At 38.8% G+C, this 21,588-nt stretch carries 19 protein-coding genes and 1 pseudogene; 3 read left to right on the top strand and 17 right to left on the bottom strand.

The features are described from left to right. Window positions 1-130: 130 nt before the first annotated feature. The 6 genes from AAYR28_RS08595 to AAYR28_RS08570 all read right to left on the bottom strand — a co-directional run bounded on the left by AAYR28_RS08595 (window position 131) and on the right by AAYR28_RS08570 (window position 7,225). Window positions 131-1,279, bottom strand: coding sequence for an MFS transporter (locus tag AAYR28_RS08595; RefSeq protein ID WP_051149977.1), 1,149 nt, complete (start codon window positions 1,277-1,279; stop codon window positions 131-133). 314 nt (window positions 1,280-1,593) lie between these two features. Then, window positions 1,594-2,160 carry a flavin reductase family protein gene (locus tag AAYR28_RS08590; protein WP_024427054.1) on the bottom strand — a complete coding sequence of 189 codons (567 nt, stop codon included), beginning with the start codon at window positions 2,158-2,160 and terminating at the stop codon, window positions 1,594-1,596. A gap of 344 nt (window positions 2,161-2,504) precedes the next feature. Then, a complete protein-coding gene (locus tag AAYR28_RS08585) occupies window positions 2,505-2,783 on the bottom strand; it encodes an ArsR/SmtB family transcription factor (protein ID WP_369877178.1) in 279 nt (92 codons plus the stop codon). A gap of 71 nt (window positions 2,784-2,854) precedes the next feature. After that, complete coding sequence (locus AAYR28_RS08580; RefSeq protein ID WP_051149976.1) at window positions 2,855-4,036, bottom strand: CynX/NimT family MFS transporter; 1,182 nt, start codon at window positions 4,034-4,036, stop codon at window positions 2,855-2,857. A gap of 193 nt (window positions 4,037-4,229) precedes the next feature. Beyond that, window positions 4,230-6,566 (bottom strand): molybdopterin-containing oxidoreductase family protein, encoded by a 2,337-nt coding sequence (locus tag AAYR28_RS08575; protein ID WP_024427051.1) that lies wholly within the window; start codon window positions 6,564-6,566, stop codon window positions 4,230-4,232. Between the two features lie 101 nt (window positions 6,567-6,667). Continuing rightward, window positions 6,668-7,225, bottom strand: a complete 558-nt coding sequence (locus tag AAYR28_RS08570; RefSeq protein WP_024427050.1) for an NAD(P)H-dependent oxidoreductase — start codon at window positions 7,223-7,225, stop codon at window positions 6,668-6,670. 184 nt (window positions 7,226-7,409) lie between these two features. On the opposite strand from AAYR28_RS08570, the gene AAYR28_RS08565 reads away from it, so the two are divergent. After that, a complete protein-coding gene (locus AAYR28_RS08565; protein ID WP_024427049.1) occupies window positions 7,410-8,288 on the top strand; it encodes a LysR family transcriptional regulator in 879 nt (292 codons plus the stop codon). 115 nt (window positions 8,289-8,403) lie between these two features. Here AAYR28_RS08565 and AAYR28_RS08560 read toward each other — a convergent pair. Both AAYR28_RS08560 and AAYR28_RS08555 read right to left on the bottom strand, forming a co-directional pair. Then, a pseudogene (locus AAYR28_RS08560) lies at window positions 8,404-8,593 on the bottom strand (aspartate phosphatase); the annotation flags it as partial. A gap of 152 nt (window positions 8,594-8,745) precedes the next feature. Beyond that, the gene (locus tag AAYR28_RS08555) at window positions 8,746-9,165 is read right to left on the bottom strand and encodes a MarR family winged helix-turn-helix transcriptional regulator (protein ID WP_024427048.1); all 420 of its coding nucleotides are present in this window, start codon (window positions 9,163-9,165) and stop codon (window positions 8,746-8,748) included. Window positions 9,166-9,277: 112 nt separating this feature from the next. On the opposite strand from AAYR28_RS08555, the gene AAYR28_RS08550 reads away from it, so the two are divergent. Next, complete coding sequence (locus AAYR28_RS08550) at window positions 9,278-10,264, top strand: YhdH/YhfP family quinone oxidoreductase (RefSeq protein WP_098676905.1); 987 nt, start codon at window positions 9,278-9,280, stop codon at window positions 10,262-10,264. A gap of 428 nt (window positions 10,265-10,692) precedes the next feature. Here the strand turns inward: AAYR28_RS08550 and glnA are convergent, their stop codons facing one another. The 5 genes from glnA to spoVK all read right to left on the bottom strand — a co-directional run bounded on the left by glnA (window position 10,693) and on the right by spoVK (window position 16,229). After that, window positions 10,693-12,027, bottom strand: coding sequence for a type I glutamate--ammonia ligase (gene glnA / locus AAYR28_RS08545; RefSeq protein WP_024427046.1), 1,335 nt, complete (start codon window positions 12,025-12,027; stop codon window positions 10,693-10,695). A 60-nt stretch (window positions 12,028-12,087) separates the two neighbouring features. After that, a complete protein-coding gene (locus tag AAYR28_RS08540; RefSeq protein WP_041109160.1) occupies window positions 12,088-12,498 on the bottom strand; it encodes a MerR family transcriptional regulator in 411 nt (136 codons plus the stop codon). A 91-nt stretch (window positions 12,499-12,589) separates the two neighbouring features. Next, window positions 12,590-13,870, bottom strand: coding sequence for an aminotransferase class I/II-fold pyridoxal phosphate-dependent enzyme (locus AAYR28_RS08535; protein WP_120206979.1), 1,281 nt, complete (start codon window positions 13,868-13,870; stop codon window positions 12,590-12,592). A 6-nt stretch (window positions 13,871-13,876) separates the two neighbouring features. Continuing rightward, the gene (gene hflX / locus AAYR28_RS08530; protein WP_120206981.1) at window positions 13,877-15,148 is read right to left on the bottom strand and encodes a GTPase HflX; all 1,272 of its coding nucleotides are present in this window, start codon (window positions 15,146-15,148) and stop codon (window positions 13,877-13,879) included. A gap of 121 nt (window positions 15,149-15,269) precedes the next feature. Beyond that, complete coding sequence (gene spoVK / locus AAYR28_RS08525; RefSeq protein ID WP_024424083.1) at window positions 15,270-16,229, bottom strand: stage V sporulation protein K; 960 nt, start codon at window positions 16,227-16,229, stop codon at window positions 15,270-15,272. A gap of 320 nt (window positions 16,230-16,549) precedes the next feature. Between spoVK and AAYR28_RS08520 the strand changes: the two genes are divergently transcribed. Next, window positions 16,550-17,308: an N-acetylmuramoyl-L-alanine amidase gene (locus AAYR28_RS08520; RefSeq protein ID WP_061109893.1), complete on the top strand. Its 759-nt coding sequence runs from the start codon at window positions 16,550-16,552 to the stop codon at window positions 17,306-17,308. A gap of 67 nt (window positions 17,309-17,375) precedes the next feature. On the opposite strand, the gene AAYR28_RS08515 is transcribed toward AAYR28_RS08520, so the two are convergent. From AAYR28_RS08515 to nrdI, 4 genes are all read right to left on the bottom strand, one after another. Continuing rightward, window positions 17,376-17,993 carry a hypothetical protein gene (locus AAYR28_RS08515; protein WP_024424084.1) on the bottom strand — a complete coding sequence of 206 codons (618 nt, stop codon included), beginning with the start codon at window positions 17,991-17,993 and terminating at the stop codon, window positions 17,376-17,378. Window positions 17,994-18,081: 88 nt separating this feature from the next. Next, entirely contained in the window at window positions 18,082-19,062 is a 981-nt protein-coding gene (gene nrdF, locus AAYR28_RS08510) for a class 1b ribonucleoside-diphosphate reductase subunit beta (RefSeq protein ID WP_024424085.1), read from the bottom strand. A gap of 17 nt (window positions 19,063-19,079) precedes the next feature. Further along, window positions 19,080-21,182 carry a class 1b ribonucleoside-diphosphate reductase subunit alpha gene (gene nrdE / locus AAYR28_RS08505; protein WP_024424086.1) on the bottom strand — a complete coding sequence of 701 codons (2,103 nt, stop codon included), beginning with the start codon at window positions 21,180-21,182 and terminating at the stop codon, window positions 19,080-19,082. Continuing rightward, the gene (gene nrdI / locus AAYR28_RS08500) at window positions 21,142-21,534 is read right to left on the bottom strand and encodes a class Ib ribonucleoside-diphosphate reductase assembly flavoprotein NrdI (protein ID WP_008360380.1); all 393 of its coding nucleotides are present in this window, start codon (window positions 21,532-21,534) and stop codon (window positions 21,142-21,144) included. The genes nrdE and nrdI overlap by 41 nt, the downstream gene beginning before the upstream one ends. Window positions 21,535-21,588 lie beyond the last annotated feature (54 nt).

Below are 21,588 nucleotides of genomic sequence, written 5' to 3'. Positions count from 1 at the left end.
TTAATCCACTTTATCGTTTTTTAACCAATTATCCTCCAGAGCTCCTTCTTGATGCGACGGTTTGGACATCATCATGTTGAGGTTGAATGAAACCACTTTTTATTTTATAAAAAGAGTGCTCTGAGTTTCTTTAAACTGTTTTTCGTTTAGATAGAACCTTGTCAAGAACTGTGACTCCGACAGCAATAGCAAGAGTAAAAGCCCCAATCCAAGGAAGATAATTCAACAAACCATTTTTGACAGCAATACCGCCGATACCAGCTCCACCTGCCATTCCAAGTTGTCCCAAAGCACTGTGCAAACTAAGCACAATGCTTGCCGCAGCAGGGGCAAGGCTTATTAACTGAAATTGTATTGGCGAGCCGGAAGACCAAGCTGCAAGCGCCCAGAAAATAAGTAATACATAGAAAAGAAAAGCAAACTGACCGATAAACGGGAAGAGCAATAGTGCAATAGCATGGAGTAACATTCCTCCAGTTAATGTACGAAATGCCCCCCACTTATCTGTACTAAAGCCTCCTAATTGAGCTCCAATAGCACTAGCAATCCCAAAAATAAAGAGTGCTGTCGTTACCCCATGATTGCTCATGCCGAATATATCTAGGAAATATGGTGAAATATACGTAAATACAACGGAATATGCACCTAACCATAGAAAAGTTATAAGCAAGTATGCTGCGATACGTGGTCTCATAAAAAATTTAAACTGCTCACGTAAAGGTACGGGTTTTTCAGCAACTGTTTTTGGTATAGCAAACAAAGTTAAGACAGAGAAAAGTAATCCTACTGCCCCAATTCCAATGAATATGACATTCCAATCATAATGTGAAGCCACAACTCTTCCTATAGGTACACCTGCAACCAAAGCAGAACTTTGTCCCATAATAACTGTAGCAATCGCACCTCCTTGCTTTCCTGGAGCTGCTAAAACTGCAGCAAGGGTTAGAACTGTGACTTGCATAACACCAGCACTAAGGGCAGAGATTATTCTAGCTGACATTAGCATTTCATACCCTGTTATTATCGCAATAAGAATATTAATGACAGAGAAAACGGTTAAAGCATAGACAAGAAGTTTTTTTCGGTCCATTCGAGCAAACATAGCAATTAGAAAGGGTGTCCCTGCACCAAAAGCTACTGAAAACACAGTGATTAACTGTCCTGCAGATGAAACTGAAATGTGATTAGCCTCAGCAATTTTGTCTAAGATTCCCGCAATAACATATTCTGATGTACCATTAAGAAAACTAATGGCAGCTAATAAATAAATTTTCCACATATTTGACAAAATAATTCACACCTATTTGTTTTATATTTCGATATTTCTAGAAATACAGATTTATTTTCATAAATTAACCGAGCGCTTGAAAAATTAACTGTAAAGAGCTTAAAGTGTTACGCTTCTTATACTTTTGGAGAACTTGCTTTGACAGCCGTTGTTATACTGGCTTTTACAATGTAGACAGGAACAAGTTCCAATTCAGTTACAGGTTCTGAAAAAGCAGTGGTAGTTGAAAATGTAACTCTCAAACAAGATAAGTAAAAGCTATGGGCGCCTTCCTCGGTAGAGAAAAGCCACTTTTTTGCAGATTTTTACTTGTTCTTAAGATACAGTCCATCCTCAAAAGCATCCCCTGCTTTTTCTCCTATTTTATGGTAATTCCTACTTCCCCTATCAAATACAAGTGGGCTGAATTTATCCAGATTGATTTTACCTTTCTCATCTAGTATATCCTCCTCAACACTGATGTTCACGATTTCAGCAATCATGCGCCATTCTTTTTCATTATAACTTTTCACTTTACACTCTAACGCAAATGGAAGTTCCTCAATCAGTGGTGCATCAACAAAGTCCGCCTTAACTGCATGAAATCCAGCTCTTGCAAATTTATCTGGAACCTCATTTCCAGTTTCATTTCCAAGATAATCACATGCCTCAAGAAAAGACGCATCTGACATGCTTACGGTAAATGCACCATGCAGCATAATATTCTTTAACGTCTTTCGTTCTGAACTAATGCAGATTGAAATTTCATTTTCATTACTAATACCGCCCCATGTAGAAGCCATGGCATTCGGAATTCCATTTTCGTCATACGCTGCAATAATAAAAACTGGTTGTGGTAACACGTAAGATTTTGCTCCAATATTTTTTCTCATTATCTTTCTCCTTTTGGTTTTATTTCGGTATTTCTAGAAATTTAGATTTAATTTCATAAATTAACCGAACGTTTGAAAAATTAGCTGTAAAGAGCTGATTTTTGCATGTAGAAAAAGTGATCTTTACAGTTTCTTTAAAAATGTTTTATAAAGGTGACACCCTTGAATTTAACGCACTTATGATAAAGATAGATGGTTCGCTTTAGCTTTTTTATATAAAGTACTAGTAATGGATCTACTCAAAATTTAGATGAGGATACCTATCGAGTAATTTAGCCATAATCCGGACAAGAAAAATCATACCTCTTATTTCTATATTTCCTTAAGTATAGAAATAAGAAAAATTACTCCATCACATATGGAGCATACTTTCCAATCAACTCACGGTCTAGGCTGTAGTATATATATGTGCCTTCTTTATAAGTACTCATTAGCCCGCAATCAGTTAATTGTTTTAAGTGATGGGATAAAGTTGATCCAGCAATTGATTCAAGTTTTATTCCTATATCTGAACAACATAAATTTGCTTCATTAGCAAGCAAACGAGCAATTTTTAATCGGGTTGGTTCACCGAGTGCTTTATATATTTTTGTCGCCTGCTGTAACTTCGAGTTATTCTCCATCATTATCACCCCCTTTCCTGAATAAATACTTCAAATGAGTACTAGCTAACCTTACAGTTATAAGAATAGATTTATTTCACAGATAACCCCTCTTCATTAGCATGAGCTGACTTAGTGATTTTCCATCCCAATAACATAACAATGAAACCTAAAAGTATAAGAAGATATAATGTTGGAACGAAACTGCCTAGAAAATCATGGAGAAAACCGATGATAAACGGGCCCGTTGCACCAATCATGTATCCAATTGCTTGAGTCATTGCTGACCAAGTACTTGCTTCCATAGGGGACGATGCCTTATCTATCGGTAATAATAAAGTGAGTGAGACAAGACCGCCACTGCCAATCCCTAGACATATACTTGAAACAATAGGTGTCACGTTTGTAAAACATAAAAGAGATAATCCAGTCATTACACTAAGGGTAAAGACTAAAATCCAAAGTCTTCTACTTGGCAGCTTCTTCAAGAGACTAGGCAATAAAAGAGTAGCTGGCAATTGTGCAATCATAGCTATTGTACCTACAAGACCACCAAATGCTGACGTCCATCCTTTTTCCTCTACGATGGCTGGTAGCCAAGCTGCAAAACAATAAAACATAAGAGTGACAAGCCCTACAAAAGAGGTTAATAACCACGCCTTTTTATTTTTTAATGGCAAGGAGGCACTTCTCTTTTGTGATGCTGTATGTGTATGAGAATGTTTAATGACCATAAGCCAAAGTGGAACAGCCATTAGAGCAAGAATACTCCAGAACGCTAATCCGTTTTTCCATGAATTATTGAGCCAGTGTTGAAGTGGTGTCGTCAGCCCAATAGAAATGGATGCTCCAACTACCATTGAAGTAGAATATACGCCTATCATGGAGGCTGCCTTCTCCGGAAAGTAACTTTTGATGAAACCAGAGAGCAAAGGACTTACAATCCCAATTCCCGCACCAATGAATAAAGCCGTTATCAATAGATAGATAGACGAATTTGTAAAGACACGCGAAAGCGTTACAATACCTATAAAAGCGATAAAAAATGTGATGGTTTTCTCTGATTGATAGCGATTTGCTAAACGACCAGCGAATAACGAGCAAAAGCCAAAACATAATAAAGGAATAGATGTAAGTAGACTAGCTGAAGCAGAACTCATGCCTAATTCATTTGATATTCCGTGCAAAACTGGACTAACTGAAGTTATACCAGGCCTAAGATTAAATGCAGCTAATATAAGTGCAAATAGAAATAATATATGACGACTGATCAAATTTGTTACCTCCGATACTTTTCTTGATGTGTAATCCTATTTAATGGTACATGAAGCCACAACATAAATAAAATGCATATTAATCATGCAACACATAAACAAATTGATATGACATTTTTAGTATAAAAGCAAAAAGCTGAAGCCTCCACCGCTGGGAGTCATCAGCTTTTTTGCTTTAATTAGGGCAAAGGATCTATCCTATCTTATAAATCTGGCATCGATAAGATTTTAATGGTTCGGAACCTGATATGGGGTCAATCTCATCGGTACCTATTAATTGATTGACATTTGCACCTTCTACTGAAAATGGATCAAATCCAGCTAATTCAAGTTCATCACACTCATCCCACCAGCCCGCTTGAGTATATATTGTCCCCACGGGTATACTTTCTGTCAGTCGAGCGACTGCCTTCATCCTGCCGAAAGGAGAGGCTAAATAAATCCATTCACCTTCATTTAGCCTATACATTTGAGCTGTTTGGGGATGGATTTCAGCAAAAGGATCGGGATGCAGTTTTCTTAGTCTAGCAATATTACGATGCTGGCTATGACAAAAACTTTTTAATTTAAAAGAAGAAAGAACTAACGGAAAATCATTCGATTGATTCTGATATTGCGGAACAGTTAATGGTTTTTCAAATTGAGGCAGTGGAGCATATCCATGCTCTAACAAAAACTCGGAATAAATCTCCAGCTTTCTTGTCGGAGTAGAAAAACCTTTGACTCTTTCATTCATTTTTTCTCTATATTTACAATATTTTATTTTTAAGGGCACAGACAGACCTTCAGGGTGAGATCGAAGTTGGTCTAATGTGACATTCACTGGTTTAAGATAGTCATTAAACGCTTTCTCAATATTTCCATTCCAAAACTCTTCTTGATAACCCATTTCAACCGCTATTTCCATGATTATTTGTAGATCAGGACGAGCTTCCCCAGGAGCCTTTGACATTGCAGGTTTGTATTGAATATGTTGATCCGTTTGTAAATTCCCTTCAAAGCCTGCCAACAAACTTGGGGACTCCCATGCATGTGCAGCTGGTAATACAATGTCTGCAAACTTCGTCATTGGACTATGAAACATGTCAACGTGTACATGAAATTCTAATTTTTTCAAGGCTTCTATCATATTCTTGGTTCCAGGGTTTTGAGTGACCATATTACCCCCAAAACTTAACAAGCCTCTCATATAATACGGAGATTCGTTTAATACAGCATGAACAAAATCATACCCTGAAGCAGATATTTTGGGAGCACCTAAAGGTCTCTGATCTAATCCTAAACGCTTCTGCTCTTGTGAAGTTGGCAGTAAATCTTGACCTTTTATTAAGTTTACTGGTAAAGACGGGAGGATAATATTCCCCCCTTGCTTATCAAAACAACCGGTCAGACTATAAAGGATACATAATGCTCGATTGGTAGATGAACTATTTACATGCTGTTCTAATCCATTCCATGAATAATAGGTTATCGGATTTTCTTGGCTTAATAATTCCCCAAGTTCCGTTAATTTCTCAGCTGGAATACCCGTTATTTTTTCCACATGTTCCATTCTAAATGAAGATACTTGTTTCAATAATTGAGAAAAAACGGTTTCTGAAGATACGTCCTCATTTTCGTATTCGCCTGAAAGTAAAATATGTTCTGACCATGTCTCAGGATCTGCCCGAGTATCGATTTTAAATGGCTTCTGTTTTTGATCAAGAACTAAAAATTCATATGGCTGATGATGTGCTGGTCGAAGGAATTTTCCTGTTCGCTTATCCACTAAGAAAGGGGCATTGGTCCATTGGAGAAGAAATTGCTCATCATACGAATGGTTCTCAATCAAAAATTGAAGACACCCTAATATTAAAGCGATATCAGTTCCATGATTCGGAGAAATCCATAAATCTGCTGCGGCAGCTGTCGTTGTTCGGCGTGGATCGATGACTACTAGTTTACTGCCTCTTTTTCTAGCTGCCATGAGCCTTTTCCAAGTCTGAAGATTCGTATCTGCTGGATTGTGCCCCCATATCAATATCAAGCTAGCACGTTCAAAGTCGGGTTGAGGCAATCCAACACCATATGTGTATTTTGATCCCTCGTCCCTTGTCCACTGGCAGACATTGGTATGAGAAATATAGTTGGGGGTGCCGTATAGATTCATCAAGCGCTGTAAATATGGCCCCCAGCTAAAACTTCCGCTTGCACCAACTGTTGGAAAAGTGTAAGAAACTGTTTCTGCCCCTGTTTCAGAACGAATCTGTTTTAGTTTACTTGCAATGGTTTGGATGGCTTCTTCCCATGTGATTTTCTCCCATAGTGGATCTTGCCCCTTTGGGTTAGTTCTCTTTAAAGGAAAAACGATGCGATCAGGATGATTGACGATTTGAGGTGCTGCTGCTCCTTTTGGACAGATTCCCCCATTCGGATGATTTTTATCCGGGAGCACCTTTACTAACTGATCATTTTGTGTAACGGATATCACTCCACATTTTGAAACGCATTGCGAACAAAATCCCGCTCTTCTTTTTTCACTAGTACTCATCATCCTTCTCTCCTTTTTAAGATTGAAGTCATTGGTCAAAAACTAGGAATTTTTTCGGGTGAATGGTGAAGCATACATCTCAAATACGGATTTCTGTCATTTTAAGATAAAGAAAATATCTCTTCTAAATGCTGATCCGTCTTTTCAAATACTTTCTCCATGTCAGGCTTGAGCGCCGAATGATTTGAGAGTGTTTTTAATGGTTTCATCCCTATGAATTGCTGTGCTTTGTGCATTGCAACTAGGACCTCGTCTACTTCCTTCCCCTCAAAGAAAGGCTGCTCTATCGGATTATCGAACACCCATTCACCTGCACCCCAAGTAACAGAAAGCATGTAATGACGTCCTTCTAATAAACCTCCTTCACCATAAATATCTGTCCCTCTATAAAAAATTCCGTGCTCATATACAGTATCCATGTACTTCTTAAATGCAGCAGGATAGTGATACCAATAAACTGGTGTTTGAATAATCACAAAATCAGCCCATTTGAATTTTTCCTGTTCTTCTTTTACATCATAGTGATTTGCAACAATTGTGGTTTTAACATGATAAAGTGGGCTTAGCTTGTCTACCATTCTTTCTACTAATGTCTGGTTTAATTGGCCTTTGGCCATCTCATGGTACTCATGTGCGTTAATGATTAAAATATTTTTCACGTTAATCCTCCTATAAAATTCAAACCCAAAATGATAAGGTTATGATGATCATCACCTTAATGAGTATGATTAGCCTCACTTATTGTCTCGGATTATATCTTGAAGTTCTATTTTCTTTTATGGTACATTAAGTTCCAATATAAATGAAATGCATATTAATCATACAGGAGATAACAAAAACGCTATGAATAGATCGCAAATTCAACTAATTGTCCAAATTTCTGAAACAGGAAGTTTTACAAAAGCCGGTGAGGAATTACATATGACACAGCCGGCTGTAAGTCGAGCCGTAGCTACAATTGAATCGCAACTAGGAACAAAGTTAATTGAAAGAGATAAGAAAAATGGCTTATTTTTCACAGATATAGGAGAACGTATATTAGTTATTTTCAGGAAGGTTCTAAGTGAATTACAAAAAGTAGATGAATTAGTTGCAGCTGAACAAGGGTTAGAGATTGGGAAGATACATATAGGAGCTTACCGAACTGCTTGTACTAGATTTATTCCTAAAATCATACGTGCAATGGAGAATCAATATCCAGGCCTAGAAATCAAACTTTCAGAAGGGAGTGTAGATCAAGTTAAAGAGTGGTTACGTTCTAAATACATTGATGTGGGCATTATTATTCCTCCTGATAAAGATTTTGATACCGTACATTTAATGAAAGATCAACTGATTGTACTGATGCATTCAAGCCATCCTTTATATCAGAAAGAAATAATAAGTATTCCCGACTTACAAGGTGAAGATATACTATTGGGGAAAGGGGGTTATGAGGTACAAGTTCATGATTTATTTAAAAAGTATAACGTAACTCCTCACGTTCGGTTTGAAATGGAGTATATAGAGACAGGATTAAGTATGATACAAGAAGGTTTAGGAATAACCATTACAACTAAAAAAAATATTTGGTCACTGCCAGACCAAGTCGTTTTTCGTGAATTAACACCAGATACGTTCAGAGATATCAATATTGCAGTGCTTGATATGAAAGATATATCCAAAGCAACAGATGCCTTTATTCAAACAGCTCTTAGGCTTTTTGCTACCGAAGATGGTTAACTGTCTCTGGATAATTTTTAGTATTGCAGCATACCAGAAAGTTGATGATTCGACTTTTCGATTTTATCAACGAAGTCTGCAATAGATAAAGACCGCTGCTGTGAGGATTTTATATTAACAAGCATAAGCTGATGGCGGAAGCAAATTAATTGATAGTAGATCAGTAAATCCTGGTCTTCTTCTATTTATTCAATCTTTTGTTCTACCTCAGCTTTCAAAATCTCTGCGTCTGGAACACTGAATTGCCGGATCATTTTATACCATTCATTTATTTTCACACCAACATGTGAAAGAACTGTCTCCATGCCTCACTCTCCTTCCACCAAATCTCCTTATGTGACATTTATTATGACTTGCAGAAATTTACAAATCATCGAACAGAAACCGCAAAAAGGCTCCAGTAAAAGAGCTTTTTTGCGGTTATGGATTTAATATGAAGCTTGTTTATAAAAATACATCATTGAAAATTATTTATAATTGTATTCAATGCTTTCTTTAGCACAACCTTATCATGTTTTGACAAGTTTTGAAGCGCTGTTTTGTTCAGCTCAATTGTTGCTGCTTCAACTTTATCTCTAATGACTAAAGATTTTTGAGTAGCATCTACTAAAATATTTCTTCGATTTTTTGGATCTATTGTGCGTTCAATTAAGTCAGCTTTTTGCATTTTATCTAAAATTCCAGAAACTGTTGAGGCTTCTAAATACACAAGTTCTCCAATTTGTTTGGGAGATAGCTGGCCCTCTCTCCACAAACAGTTCAACACACCATATTGAGCGGGTGTCAAATCACATTCCTCTAAAAGCTTACTAAAGTACTTAAACACTTTATTTTGACTAACACTTAGTAAAAAATTTATGCACTCTGATAATTCCATCGTATCTCCCCCACATTGACTTTACCTATAATATCATGGTAGTTTTTTAATTGAAATACTTTTGCACCGGAAATGTTTTGTCATAATATATTTTTAGAGAGGAAGATAAATAATGGATTCATTTAAAGCGATTCTAGTTACAGAAAAAAATGATCAAGTTAGTTACGATCTTCAAAATGTAAGTGTTAATGATTTATCTGAGGGAGAAGTATTAATTAAAGTTGCATATTCTTCAATCAATTATAAAGATATGCTGGCCGTTCAAAAAAATGGAGGTGTTATTCGTAACTATCCAATGATTCCCGGAATTGATCTAAGTGGAACTATCGTTCATACAACAGATAATCGTTTCGTAGAGGGTCAACAAGTTATTGTCACAGGTTTCGCATTGGGCATGAGCCACACTGGAGGTTTTTCAGAATATGCTAGAGTACCTGCGGATTGGATTGTTCCTTTGCCAAATAACTTGACTTTAAAAGAAGCAATGATTTTTGGAACAGCAGGCTTTACTGCTGCTCTTTCGATCATGGCTTTACAGGAAAATGGTATGAATACAAAAAATCAACCTAATATACTCGTTACGGGCTCAACTGGTGGAGTTGGTAGCATCTCTATACAATTATTATCTAAAATTGGGTACAAAAATATCTTTGCTTTAGTGCGTAAAGATAATCAAGTTGACATAGCAAAATCTTTAGGAGCAAATGATGTCATTTTTGCAAACCAGTTAGGAGAGTTAAAAAAACCATTAAACAAGCAAAAATTTGACTTCGTATTAGATACTGTTGGAGGAGATGTAGCTTCTGTATTAATCCCTCAAATTTCTTACGGTGGAAGCATGAGCATGTGCGGAAATGCAGGTGGAATTAAATTAACAACAACTGTGTTACCTTTTATTTTAAGAGGGATCAACCTTCTGGGGATCGATTCTGTAAATGTGCCAATCAATAAACGCAAAGTAATTTGGAACGAGATAGCAAACGAATGGAATATCTCCCAAACGACTCTAGTCAATGAGATTACTCTCGATACGTTACCTGAAAAAATTGAAGCCATTAAAAATGGCCAACATTTAGGAAGAACAATTATTAAATATTAAAATAAAACAAACTTTATTACACAAGACAAAAATTGAATTTATTGATACAGCTACCCCATCCGGTTCAAGATGGGGTACATTTGTTTTAATATCCCGGATAGAAGTATACAGCAACCAGAGTCTTTTACTGATAATTAAAACTCTTGATTTTAGAGCAAAAAATCAAATGATCTATTGAGACCCAAAACCTTTACATCAATACGGCTCATAACATGACGCTAGACTCGTTCTTAATGACGTTTACCTGTATGAGTTGAATTTAGTAACTCTAATTGAAAGATGGATATCCCCTACCGAAATCATTTTTATTCAATGCATATGAACGTATGCTTAAACAAGCAGCCACACCGAAAATGCTCATCTATGCCCTTCGTTATACCCCAAAAAACAAAAACCCCCTGAAGCCAATGGCTCCAAGGGGTTTTTTATTAATACTGAGACATATACTGATCGCGTTCCCATGGGTGTACTTGGGTGCGGAACATATCCCATTCAATTTCTTTTGATTCGATGAAGTGCTCGAATAGGTGATCGCCTAGTGCGTTGATCATGACTTCGTTTGATTTCAGCAGCTCGAGTGCTTCTGCAAGTGTTGCAGGAAGGTCAGAGATGCCATTTTCAAGACGCTCTTCTTTGTCCATGACATAGATGTTTCTGTCGATTGGTGCTGGTGCTTCTAGTTTGTTTTTGATTCCGTCTAGACCTGCTGCAAGTAATACGCTTAGTGCAAGGTATGGGTTTGCAGATGGGTCTACGCTGCGCACTTCTACGCGTGTACTGATGCCGCGTGATGCCGGGATACGGATCAATGGGCTGCGGTTTTGTGCACTCCATGCCACATAGCAAGGTGCTTCATAGCCAGGTACAAGACGCTTGTAAGAGTTTACAGTTGGGTTTGTGACCGCTGTAAAGCTTGTTGCGTGCTTGACGATACCTGCGATAAAGTGTCTAGCCGTCTCGCTTAATTGTAAATCTGCTTTTTCATCAAAGAATGCGTTTTTACCATTTTTGAATAATGATAGGTTACAGTGCATACCAGATCCGTTTACACCGAACAATGGTTTTGGCATGAATGTCGCATGAAGACCATGCTTTCTCGCAATGGTTTTGACAACGAGTTTGAACGTTTGAATGTCATCACAAGAACGGATCGCGCCTGCATATTTGAAATCAATTTCGTGCTGCCCTGGTGCTACTTCGTGGTGAGATGCTTCAATTTCAAAGCCCATTTCTTCAAGCTCTAGTACGATGTCACGGCGGCAGTTTTCGCCTAGATCTGTTGGTGCTAGGTCAAAGTATCCGCCTTTATCGTTTAGTTCAAGCGTTGGCTCGCCTTTTTCATCTAATTTAAATAAGAAGAATTCTGGCTCAGGTCCAAGGTTGAAATCACTAAATCCTAGTTCTTCCATTTCCTTCAAGATACGCTTTAAGTTGTTACGCGGGTCTCCATCAAATGGTGTCCCGTCTGGCTTATAAATGTCACAAATAAAGCGTGCAACTTTACCTTTTTCTGCTGTCCAAGGGAAAATAACAAATGTGTTTAGATCTGGGTATAGGTACATATCTGATTCTTCGATACGTACGAATCCTTCAATAGATGAACCGTCAAACATACATTTGTTATCGAGAGCTTTTTCTAACTGGCTCACAGGAATCTCAACATTTTTAATCGTTCCGAGAATGTCTGTAAATTGCAGACGGATGTACTTTACGTTTTCCTCATTTACTAATTTTACGATATCTTCTCTTGTGTACTTTGCCATTTCGTAAAACTCCTCCCCTACAAAAGGTAAAATGTGTATAGCAATGCTTTTGCTAATTGGTTAACGGAAGAACCTTGACATATCCCCCTGCCTAAAGGTCGTTCCTTGTTGGAAACGTCCAGCCTGAATGAGTTCCTTCTTCAGTAGCTTCCTGAGTTCATCATCTGTCAAGTTGTGCTTAGCTGTAGCTTTTTCATCCGTCTTTGTATCAGACGATGGATTTTCTGCCTCAGCTTTGGCAAAAAGCTTTTTGATTCCTGCCATGTTTACACCTTGTTCGATGAGGTTTTTAATTTCTAGTAATTTATCAACATCATGAAAAGAAAATAATCGGCGATTTCCATCACTTCTTGCTGGAAATACTAAACCATTTTCCTCATAATAGCGAATTTGTCTTGCAGATAATTCTGTTAGCTGCATGACAATCCCAATTGGGAATAAAGGCATTGAGCGGCGAATGTTATCACTCATCTCAACTGTCTCCTCCTCTTTGCTTAAATTTATTATATGTCATGTTATATTATGTGTCAACAATATGTTAGGAATATTAACATGGATTTTTTTATTGAGCAGGTACTTCAATAAAACCTTGTTCCAATAAGGCATCGACAGCACTGCAAATCGCATTTTTCACATGGGCATACGTGAGTCCGCCTTGAACATAGGCAGTATAAGGCGGTCTGATCGGACCATCGGCTGATAATTCGATACTGGCCCCTTGTACAAAGGTGCCCGCTGCCATAATGACATCGTCCTCGTAGCCCGGCATATAGCTTGCATGTGGTGTGACGTGACTGTTAATCGGAGATGCATACTGGATTGCCTGACAGAATGCAATCATTTTTTTAGGATCTCCAAATTCGACTGATTGAATCAAATCCGTTCTTTTCGCATTCCACGCTGGGTTTGTTTGGAATCCGAGCTTCTCAAGAAAACGAGCCGTAAACACTGCGCCTTTTAAGCTTTGAGCGACAACATGCGGCGCCAAGAAAAAGCCTTGATACATTTCCTGAAGCGCATACAGCGATGCACCCGCTTCACTGCCGATGCCTGGAGATGTCATCCGATAAGAGCAGGCTTCTACCCATTTTTCTTTTCCAACGATGTAGCCGCCTGTTTTGGCAAGGCCTCCGCCTGGGTTTTTAATGAGTGAACCGGCCATGAGGTCAGCTCCGACATGACATGGCTCTTTTAATTCAGTAAATTCACCATAACAGTTATCTACAAACACAATGATTTCTTCATTCATCTCTTTCACAAATGAAATCATTTGCTCAATTTCTTCTATAGTAAAGGAGGGTCTTGACGCATAGCCTTTCGAACGCTGAATGCCGATGACTTTTGTTTTAGAGGAAATCGACTCTTTTACTTTCTCATAATCGACGGATCCATCTTGTCGTAAATCAATGGCTTTGTAGTCAATCTGGAAGTCTTTTAATGAGCCTGTCCCTTCTTTCCCGCGAATCCCGACAATTTCTTCTAGCGTATCGTATGGTTTTCCCGTCATATAGATCAATTCATCGCCAGGTCTCAGCACACCAAATAAGGCAATGGAAATCGCGTGTGTGCCGGAAATGATTTGCGGACGCACAAGCCCGCTTTCTCCGCCGAAGACATCCGCATAAATCTTTTCTAATGTGTCTCTTCCCATATCATCGTAGCCATATCCAGTCGTCAGATTAAAGTGAGTGTCACTGACTTTGTGCTTTCGATAGTTTTCAAGCACCCGCCACTCATTTAGTTCACTCTTTTGATCAATTTGCTGATGCACGTGTAAAATCTCTTGTTCTGTTTCTGCTGCTACTTTTTCTAAAATACTGCCGTGTTTTAATGTGTGAAACATCTTGATTTAATTCCTTTCCAACATATACTTCTTGATTTGACCTAAAATGGTCTGATCCTCACCACTAAATCCGGTGATGTCATATATCTCTGCTTCTTTTTGAAATTCTAGTGACTCCACAAGCGTTTCTGATTTTAATGCGGAGATGAGCTTGCCTTCATGCGCTGGAATCTTTACATGATATGGCTTTAAAAAGGCTTTTTTCAGCTCAGCCATAATATCCGCTTTTAACCTTTTTACATCTTCCTTGCGCTTAGCACTGATTAAGATGTGGCGATGCTTTGAAGATGGGATGAAATCTGGTCTAATTTGATCTTCCTTGTTATAAACAGTCAGCATCGGAATTCGGTCCGCTTCTAATTCTTCTAAAAGCTCATGAACCGTTCGTTCGTGCCCTTCATAATCCTCATTAGAAGAGTCGATGACATGAAGCAAGTAATCGGCTTCCTTCACTTCTTCAAGGGTGGAACGAAATGCGGCAATCAGTGTGGTCGGAAGGTCTTGGATAAAGCCAACTGTATCTGAAATCAGCACACTGTAGCCAGATTCTAATGTCATCTTACGTGTCATTGGATCAAGTGTCGCAAACAGCAGGTCCTCTTCATGACTATCCGCTTCTGTTAATTGGTTAAACAAAGTTGATTTTCCGGCATTCGTATACCCGACAATGGCAATTTGGAACACACCATTTTTCTTTCGGCGCTCCCGGTATCTTGTTCGGTGTTCTTTGACTGCAGATAACTGCCCGTTAATTTCATGAATGCGGTTTCGAATATGGCGTCTGTCTGTTTCAAGTTTTGTTTCACCTGGACCTCTTGCGCCAATTCCGCCCCCTTGTCTTGAAAGGCTGATCCCTTGTCCACTTAGTCTCGGCAAGGCATACTGAAGCTGGGCAAGCTCTATTTGCAGCTTCCCCTCTCTTGTACGGGCTCTTTTTGCAAAGATATCTAAAATCAGTTGCGTACGATCAATAATTTTTACATCTAAAGCAGTCGCCAAAGCTTTTAGCTGGCTTGGAGAAAGCTCGTCATTAAAAATAATGACATCACATTCGAGTTCCTCGCAAAGCACTTCAAGTTCTTCTACTTTCCCTTTCCCGATATACGTTGCACTGTCTTGTCTATTTCTCTTCTGCGTCATCACGCTGACAGCTTCACCGCCAGCGGTTTTAGTTAAGGAAGCTAATTCTTCCATTGAGTATTGAAAGCGTTCATCCGTTACATGCGGCAATTGGCAGCCGACAAGGATCGCTTTTTCAGTCATTTCATGTTCATTCAACGTTAGTTGTTTCCTTTCTGTACTTAAGTTTTCAGTAGTACCATCATACCAAACACATCACACGTATACCACTATTCGGATGGTTTATTTTAGTGACTCTTTATAAAAAGGATACGCCATTTCAAGAAGGCGTATCCTCTTTCATTTGAAGATCGTGACTTTTAATGGTCAGCAGATCTTTTTTATCATAATGATCCACAAGAAGCAGTCTCATCGCCTGGGTTCGTATGGCTTTTTCAATGGTGTTTCGCACAAACCGGCCGTTGCTGAATTTTGCCGGGCTTGTGGTACTTTTAATGTGCATTAAATAATCCCGCAGCTTCCATTCGGCTTCTTGTGTAAATACATATTCTCTGTCTGCCATCATTCGTTTTGCAATATCCATGAGCTGATCGACTGTATAATCAGGAAAGCTGATGTTGATTGGAAATCTTGATTGCAGGCCGGGGTTTAAAGAAAGAAAATGATCCATTTCCTTGGAGTAGCCAGCAAGAATGAGAATGAATTCGTGCTGTTTGTCCTCCATATGTTTTACAAGGGTATCAATCGCTTCTTTTCCAAAATCCTTTTCTCCTCCGCGTGCAAGAGAATAGGCTTCGTCAATGAACAAAATACCACCTAATGATTTTTTAATTAAATCCCTTGTTTTTTGCGCTGTATGACCAATGTACTCTCCAACAAGATCACCTCGTTCTGCTTCAATTAAGTGACCCTTTGAGAGCACATTCATTTCAAAGAAAAGCTTCCCGACAAGTCTTGCAACTGTGGTTTTTCCTGTGCCAGGATTTCCTTTGAACATCATATGAAGCGCTTGTTTTCCTACCTTTAACCCTTGTTCCTGCCGTTTTTGATTAACAAAAATCCAAGCATAAATCTCTTTTATGTTTCGTTTCATTTCATCCATACCGACAAGGCTGTTCATTTCACGCTCTATTTCCCGTAAGATGCTGTGTTTTGCCTCATTTTTCTGCAAGGCTTCTAGGTATTCTGCCTCTGAGTCTGCATCAACCAATACTTGCTTTTGTCCGTTAAGTATAATATTGATTTGGCCGTTGTTTTTATATGTGACAGCTCGCTCCAACGTATTCACCTCTCGCTCTTCTCTCTTTATTCTATTCGGGTGGAGCTGTAATCGTGACAATCGCCCGCTTAAGCCCAAGTTTGCTGTCAAAATGACCCGAGATACCGAATATTGTAGGGATTTCTGCGGTTTCCCAGGAAATGATGTGCTATTTCCATTGTATTCATCCCGTTTGGGCGGACAAACCAACAATTTGCTTTTTCTTAGAAAAATGTAGCTTTTTAATCACAAATGATGCAGAAAAGAGTCTCAATGATTTCCGCATTTTGTACAGGCAATTCTTCTATTTTCTCATAAAATAAAGACGAGGTGATGAATAGATGGTGAAAATTTTTATTGATCCTGGCCACGGAGGAACAGATTCTGGAGCTAGTGCTAATGGACTTTTGGAGAAAAATATAACACTTCAAATCGCGCTTTTATTAAGAGACATTTTGATTAGTGAATATGATGGGGTTTCCGTCCGCTTAAGTCGTTCAACTGACCAATCCGTCACTTTGTCCCAGCGTACGAATGCGGCAAACAGCTGGGGGGCAAACTATTTCGTGTCTATTCATATTAATGCTGGCGGGGGCACAGGGTTTGAAAGCTATGTGTATCCTGGCGTTTCAGCACCGACCACCACGTATCGCAATGCCCTTCATGATGAAATTGTCCGCTCGGTTGATTTTGCGAACCGCGGCAAGAAAACTGCGAACTTCCACGTTCTTCGAGAAACTTCTATGCCCGCTATTTTAACAGAGAATGGTTTCATCGATACGGCAGCTGATGCTAATAAGCTCCGCAACGCAACCTTCCTTCAAGGCATCGCTCGCGCTCATGCGACTGGTCTAGAAGAAGCCTTTCAATTGAAAAAAAAAGCAAGTAATCTTTATAAAGTGCAGGCAGGAGCTTTCAAAGTGAAAGCCAATGCAGATGAATTAGCAGCAACACTTAAATCCAAAGGCTTTGACGCGTTTGTTGTATTAGACGGCGGCATGTTCCGAGTGCAAGCCGGGGCTTTCCGTACAAAGCAAAATGCAGATGATCTCGTCGCAAGATTGAAACAGGCCGGTCACGACGCATTCGTTTTCCAATAAGTTGAAGCTGTTGTAACGAAACAAACCGGCTCAAGTCTTCTGCTGAGCCGGTTTGTTGTGTATTCATTTACGCTAAGATGTTAACGACAAATTGAGACCATGTTTCAAGACGATCGAAGTATTCAGGCTTTTTCAAATCGGCTGCTTTCATCCATTTTCCTGAGATTTGATCTGTTTCTTTTACCTCTACATGAGCACCTGGAGATAGTTCAAGCGCTGATAACAGTCCGATGTGCACACGGCCGACACTGTTGTCATCGTCATTGATTAACCCAAGGGTTTTCATTTCAAGTTTGTCTTCTTCTTGAATTGAAAGTTCTTCGTCCAGCTCACGATCTGTATTTTCTTTTAGAATCTCAGCAAAGTTTTTTCCTTCGATGAAGTTCATATGCCCCCCAAAGCCAAGAGATAACTTATGATGTAAGCGAGTCTCTCCTCCGCCTTGAAGTCTTTCGTATACATACACTTCGTCCTCACGCTTAATCACGACATAAGGAATCGGCTGCTTGAAGTCAGGATTTTCTTCTGCATCGCCTCTTCGCATTTGCTCGAAGTGCTCTTCGATTTCTTTCATAATGGTGCTGATTGTTTTCTCTTCACTGTTCACACCATTAAACGCAAGTGTTTCGTTTTGAAACACGCGTGCGCGTGGTGCTACTAAAATGATTTCGTCCATTTTTCCCATGTTCGGTAACCTCCAGTATGTAACTATCACATTGTTAGAAATGGCAAAAAGCCAAAACGAGTGATGCGTTTTGACTTTTACGCTTTCCTTATGATTCATCTCCAAAGAAGAAATCGTCATCTTTTAACGGCTCAACTGTTGCTTTTTTGTAGCCGTTCCCTTTCATTGAGAAGAAGTCATGCGACTTTGTTTTTGTATTGAGTCCATTCAATACAATAGGGTTGATCTCTTCTTCTTCAAAGTAAGGGGCAAATCCAAGGTTCATTAACGCTTTATTGGCATTGTAACGAATGAACTTTTTCACATCATGCGATAAATTGACTTGGTCATAAATATCTTCAGTGTAATGAAGTTCATTTTCATAAAGCTCGTTTAAAAGGTCAATAGAGAAATCATACAGCTCTTTTTGCACGTCAGGTGTTTGTTTGTTGTAAATTTCTTGTGCTAATAATCCAACGTACACACCATGAATCGCTTCATCACGCAAAATTAAGTTGATGATTTCACCGCTTTGCATGAGCTTTCCTTGCCCATAGAAATATAGCGGGTAGTAAAAACCACTATAAAATAGGAAGCTTTCTAAATAAACAGAAGCAACCATTGCTTTAAAGAGAGAAATAGGATCGTCCTTTTGAATCGAACGGTATAAACTGACAATCATATCTGCTTTCTTTTGCAGGAATTTATTCTTCTTGACCCATTCAAACACTTCACTGATCGTTTCAGTTGGTGCGAGTGTCATGAAGATATTGGAGTATGATTTCGCATGCACCGCATTTTCCATCATTGCCATAAAGTTGAGTACAGCTTTACGCTGATGGCCGTCCACATGTTCAGCAACAATCGGCATCCCTGTATTTCCTTGTTCTGTATCAAGTAAAGTCAGTCCAGCAAGTACCTTCATATACGTATCTCGCTCTTTTTCACCTAAATATTTCCATGTTAAGAGATCTCCGTTTAAGGAAATCTCTTCTGGAAGCCAGAACTGCTTTACATTTTGGTTGTAAAACATTTGTGTAAAATCGTCTTCGTGTTTTGACCAGTTGGCTGCATCATAAATTTTTGTCACGTTAAACTCTCCTTTAATCAAACAACACAAGAAAGACAGCCTTCCTGCCCTGTATCCTTCGTTCTTGCATAATAAAGTGTCTTAATGCCTTTATGGTGTGCATAAAGATCGATGCGGTTTAAATCACGCGTTGTCATCGTATCTTTTAAGAATAGTGTAAAGCTGATTCCTTGATCGACGTGCTGCTGAATTGTTGCGATCATATCGACCACTTTAAACATGTCCATATCGTACGCTTCTTTATAGAAGAACCAGTTTTGCGCTGAAAGACCTGGCATTGGGTAATAGGTTTTGCTGTTGCCGTATGTTCTTTCTTCGATACGTTCCATAATTGGCATAACAGAGGCTGTTGCCGATTGAACATAAGAAATGGAACCTGTTGGTGCAATACATAAGCGATAGCTGTGATACATGCCATGTTCCGCTACAAATTCTTTGAGTGCGGCCCAGTCTTCTTTTGTTGGAATGTGCATGCCTTCAAATAGTGCTGCTGCTTTTTCTGTTTTTGGTGTGAAATCATTTTCCACGTATTTATTGAAGTACTCACCAGTTGCATAGCCAGAGCCTTCATAACGATGGAATGTTTCTCCTTTTTCTTTCGCAAGCTCACTTGAGCGTTTAATTGAATAATAGTTCACCATCATAAAGAACGTATTTGCAAAATCTCTTGCTTCTTCACTTTCATAGGCAATTTGGTTTTGAGCTAAATACCCGTGAAGATTCATCGCGCCAAGTCCAATTGACTTCATCGCTTTGTTCGCTTTTCGAACAGCCGGTGCATTGCGAATGTCCGTTGTTTCAGACACAAGCGTTAGTGAGTCTGTTGCAAGCTTGACTGTTTTTTCGATCGATTTGTTTTTCATGACATTCATGATATTTAATGAACCAAGGTTACAAGAAATATCAAGACCGATTTCATCTTCTTGATCATAGTCCGTGTAAGAAGAAACCTCTGAAGCCTGAAGAACTTCTGAGCAAAGGTTTGAGAATTTCACTCGTGAAATATGGTTCAAGGCATGCTCTCTGTTTACATTATCTTGGAACATGATATATGGATAGCCTGATTCTGAGCGTAGAACAGCCAATTTTTCAAGAAGCTTTCTCGGATTGACTTTTTCTTTTTTGACTTTCGGGTTTTCTACAAGCTCGTCATACATTTCTTCCATGTCCATCTCATCAAGATGCTGTCCATATTCTTTATAGACTGTATGCGGATAGAAAGTGTAAGCTGTTTTATCTTCTCTAGCAAGCTCGATAAATTTATCCGGGATGACGACTCCAATAGACAGAGTTTTCACGCGAACATCTTCATCGGCAGAGATTTTTTTCGTATCTAAGAAATCATTGATATCTCTGTGGAAAATATTCAGGTAGGCACTGCCTGATCCTTGTCTTTGCCCCATTTGATCTGCATATCTGAATGCATTATCAAGAAGCTTCATCACGCCGACGACACCTTTTGTCGCGTTTTCTACATCTTTGATTGCTTCGCCTTTTGCACGAAGTTTTGACAGGTTCAAACTGACACCGCCGCCTAATTTTGACAGCTGCATGGAAATATCAATCGCTCTTGAAATATCGTTTAGTGAGTCATTTACTTCAAGCAAGAAGCAGCTCACAAGCTCACCGCGTCTTTTACGTCCAGCGTTCAAGAAGGTTGGTGTACTTGGCTGGTACTCTTGATTGATCATCAGTTCTACAAACTCAAGTGCTTTTTCTTTATCTCCACCCGCAAAGAAAAGTGCTACAACTGAAATGCGGTCTTCATAGCGTTCAAGGATTTTCTTTTTATCATTTGTTTTCAGTGCATAGTCATTGTAAAACTTAAATGCACTCATAAATGATGGGAATCTAAACTTTTTGGCATATGCAGCTTCAAAGACTTCTTTAATGTCTGCCATGCTGTATTGTCTTAAGAATTCTTCCTCATAGTAGTCGTTTTCTATTAAGTAATCAATCTTCTCTTCTAGATTGTGAAAAAAGACCGTGTTTTGATTAATGTAATCTACGAAATAACTATGTACAGCTTCTTTGTCCTTATCGAACTGAAACTTTCCTTCTTTTTGAATCATAATCTCGTTATTTAATTGTATCCACTTTGGAACCTGATTTTGTGACAATTCTTTCTACCTCCTGTGTAAACAATTCAACATCCCTTTTTGTTCCGCTTAGTTCAAAGGTGTGCAAAATAGGAACTTGATATTGTTTAGAAATCGTATCGGCGCTTTTTGCAAAATTATCTCCCCACACTTTGTTGCCACTCACCGCAACACCTAGTAAAAGGTGAGCATTTTTCTCTAAAAAAGACTGAGTGGTACTAGGGACTTGTCCAAATCCTGTCGTAAAGGTGACGAGAATAAACGGCGTATCCAAAAACTCTTCTCCAGTCAATTTTCGTTTGTCTGTAAAAGGGGTCTTGTCCAAAAAGCGTTGAACATTTCCTGTTTTTGAATCAAATACGATTTGAATCAATTCCATCACGACCTAGTTTTTAGTATTGTTGATCATTTCGCCATTCACTATATA

It is taken from the genome of Bacillus safensis, from assembly GCF_039619585.1.
Taxonomy (GTDB): Bacteria; Bacillota; Bacilli; order Bacillales; family Bacillaceae; genus Bacillus; species Bacillus safensis.
The sequence above is the reverse complement of the archived record's forward strand: the minus strand, read 5'-3'. Positions and strand labels throughout refer to the sequence as shown.

Coding starts and splice junctions, on each gene's coding strand:
- AAYR28_RS08595 (WP_051149977.1), bottom strand. CDS start 1,279: ATGTGGAAAATTTATTTATTAGCTGCCATTAGTTTTCTTAATGGTACA.
- AAYR28_RS08590 (WP_024427054.1), bottom strand. CDS start 2,160: ATGAGAAAAAATATTGGAGCAAAATCTTACGTGTTACCACAACCAGTT.
- AAYR28_RS08585 (WP_369877178.1), bottom strand. CDS start 2,783: ATGGAGAATAACTCGAAGTTACAGCAGGCGACAAAAATATATAAAGCA.
- AAYR28_RS08575 (WP_024427051.1), bottom strand. CDS start 6,566: ATGAGTACTAGTGAAAAAAGAAGAGCGGGATTTTGTTCGCAATGCGTT.
- AAYR28_RS08565 (WP_024427049.1), top strand. CDS start 7,410: ATGAATAGATCGCAAATTCAACTAATTGTCCAAATTTCTGAAACAGGA.
- AAYR28_RS08555 (WP_024427048.1), bottom strand. CDS start 9,165: ATGGAATTATCAGAGTGCATAAATTTTTTACTAAGTGTTAGTCAAAAT.
- AAYR28_RS08550 (WP_098676905.1), top strand. CDS start 9,278: ATGGATTCATTTAAAGCGATTCTAGTTACAGAAAAAAATGATCAAGTT.
- glnA (WP_024427046.1), bottom strand. CDS start 12,027: ATGGCAAAGTACACAAGAGAAGATATCGTAAAATTAGTAAATGAGGAA.
- AAYR28_RS08540 (WP_041109160.1), bottom strand. CDS start 12,498: ATGAGTGATAACATTCGCCGCTCAATGCCTTTATTCCCAATTGGGATT.
- AAYR28_RS08535 (WP_120206979.1), bottom strand. CDS start 13,870: ATGTTTCACACATTAAAACACGGCAGTATTTTAGAAAAAGTAGCAGCA.
- AAYR28_RS08520 (WP_061109893.1), top strand. CDS start 16,550: ATGGTGAAAATTTTTATTGATCCTGGCCACGGAGGAACAGATTCTGGA.
- AAYR28_RS08515 (WP_024424084.1), bottom strand. CDS start 17,993: ATGGGAAAAATGGACGAAATCATTTTAGTAGCACCACGCGCACGCGTG.